We start from the raw sequence: 2,460 nt of genomic DNA on the forward strand, positions 1-2,460 counted from the left end.
CGGTGCGCTCGCCGGGTCCGCCGCCGGTGTGGCGGCCCGGTCGCCGCCTCCGCTGACCCCGATTCGTCGACGGCGTCCGTGCCGGACGCCCGATCCGCCACCGGTGCCGCGGCCAACCCGCGCACCGGCTCGTACCCCTCGAAAGGACTCTGATGCGTCGTCTCGTCGCCGCCCTCGCCGCGGCCGTCGCCCTCGGCGTCGGACTCACCGCCTGCGGTGAGAGCGACCCGGTCGCCGGCTCCAGCACCGGGGAGACCCGGGAGATCACCCACGCCATGGGCGCCACCAAGGTCCCGGCGGAGCCCAAGCGCGTCGTCGTGCTCGACACCGACAAGATCGACACGGCGCTCTCGCTGGGCATCACGCCGGTCGGCGCCGCCACCGCCGGTGAGGCGAAGAGCTGGCCAACGTACTTCGGCGCGGACAAGCTCGCCAGCATCAAGGAGGTCGGCACCCTCACCGAGCCCGACCTTGAGGCGATCAACGCGCTCAAGCCGGACCTGATCCTCGGCAGCAAGTTCCGCCAGGAGAAGTTCTACGACGAGCTGGCCGCCATCGCGCCGACCGTGTTCACCGAGAAGGTGGGCATCACCTGGAAGGACAATTTCCTGCTCGACGGCAGGGCGCTCGGCCGTGAGCAGCAGGCCAAGGACCTGCTCGCCACGTACGAGAAGCGGGCCAAGGACTTCGGCGCCACAGTGGGCGACGCCGCCGCCCGCAAGGTGTCGATCGTCCGGTTCCTGCCCGGCAACATCCGGGTGTACGGCCCGGACTCGTTCTCCGGCATCGTCATCGGCGACACCGGCCTGGGCCGCCCCGAGCGGCAGCTGCTCGCGGACAAGGAGGACAAGCGCTTCGACCTGGTCAGCCCCGAGCGGATCAACGAGGTCGACGGCGACGTCATCTTCGTGACCGCGTACGGCGACAAGGCCGCCGCCGAGCAGAGCAAGGTGGCCGGTGGAACCCTCTGGAAGGGCCTCGGCGCGGTCAAGGCCGGCAAGGCGTACCCCGTCTCCGACGAGGTCTGGATGACCGGCATCGGCGTCGGCGCCGCCAACAAGATCCTCGACGACCTGGCCAAGTACCTCCCCGCCGCCTGACGCCCCTCGCGATTGCCCGCCGCGCCCGCGCCCGCGCCTGCCCGCCCGCGCCCGCGCCCGCGCATGATCGTGCTCGATCCAGGATGTAGTGGCTCCCCGTACAGGGAGGCCACTACATCCACCTTCCAGCGCGATCATCGCGATCACCTCGACCGGATGGAGCGGGCAGGTGCGCGTAGGGCGGCGCGGGCCTCGGCGAGAAGGTCGTCGGAGGTGAGCGTGATGATCGCGATCACCGACACCGCACGGAGCGGGCACGTGCGCGTAGGGCGGCCCTGACCTCGGCGAGGAAGCCGTCGAAGTCGTCCCGGAGGCGCTTGGCAGTCACGTGCAGCACGATCCACTCGTCGCCGAGCAGTCGGTTGAGCCGGCGGCGGTCTCGGTGAAACTGCTCGGGATCGTCGTGCCAGAGCCCGTCGTACTCCACCGCCACCTTCAACTCCGGCCACGCCAGGTCAAGCCGGGCCACGAACCGACAGTGGTCGGCGACGACCCACTGGGTCTGTGGGCGGGGCAGGCCGGCGAGCACCAGCCTGACACGAATGCGTGACTCCTGGGGTGACTCCGCGCCGGCATCGGCCAGATCAACCGCGCGCAGCAGGCTTCGCCAGCCGCGTCGACCGGCGCGATCCAGTGCGTACTCGCGAAGGGTTGACACGTCGGTGAGCCGCCTCGCCAGCATGCCGTCGAGGACGACCACCGCCTCGACCACGTCGAGCCACAGGGCGAGGTCCCAGCAGGTACGCGCGGGACTTGTCACCCTGACCCCGGCCCGGTCCACCGTGTCGCCCTGCTCGATCTCCCCGTGGTGGATCCGGAGACCCGCGGTCGGCCCGATCCGGGCTGCTCGTGGAACCAGCACGTCCACCGGCTCGGTCGCAGGGGGTGCCGGGCAGCCGTACACCGCTGCCGCGGAGCGGCCCGCGACGGCCGCTTCTGGTGGGATCAGCAACCGCCCGACGGCGGCGCACCTGACCCGGTGCGTGACCTGGAGTGTGGCGTCGGCGTAGATGTCCCGGAACAGTGGCCGCCACGCGGAGCTGCGCAGGTCGTTTCGGCTCAGCAGACCGCGCGAAACGGCGGTCGAGCCGCGGAAGACCCGGCCACGCAACTGCGGCGGGCGTCGAGGAGCTTTCGGCATGCGCTCCAGGCTGGCCGATCAGCCGCGCGCCACGCTGCCCCTGTGGACAACCACCGATCGTGCTCCGGTGCCGAGTGCGGCGTTGTCCCCATGATCGCGCTCGAACAGGGATGGAGTGGCCTCCGGCGAAAGCGAGGCCACTCCATCCTGGATCGAGCGTGATCTTGCCAAAGGCGGGACGCGGGCGAGGTGGAGAGGTGGGGAGGTGGGGGGAGTGGG

General features: G+C 71.0%; 2 protein-coding genes. One reads left to right on the plus strand and one right to left on the minus strand.

What is annotated here, in order from left to right; all coding sequences use genetic code 11:
• The first annotated feature begins 152 nt into the window (after positions 1-152).
• Positions 153-1,100, plus strand: coding sequence for an ABC transporter substrate-binding protein (locus JM949_RS35245; RefSeq protein WP_203152379.1), 948 nt, complete (start codon positions 153-155; stop codon positions 1,098-1,100).
• Between the two features lie 232 nt (positions 1,101-1,332).
• Here the strand turns inward: JM949_RS35245 and JM949_RS35250 are convergent, their stop codons facing one another.
• A complete protein-coding gene (locus JM949_RS35250; RefSeq protein WP_203152380.1) occupies positions 1,333-2,241 on the minus strand; it encodes a hypothetical protein in 909 nt (302 codons plus the stop codon).
• Positions 2,242-2,460: the final 219 nt, after the last annotated feature.

The organism is Micromonospora tarensis (genome assembly GCF_016803395.1).
Taxonomy (GTDB): domain Bacteria; phylum Actinomycetota; class Actinomycetes; order Mycobacteriales; family Micromonosporaceae; genus Micromonospora; species Micromonospora tarensis.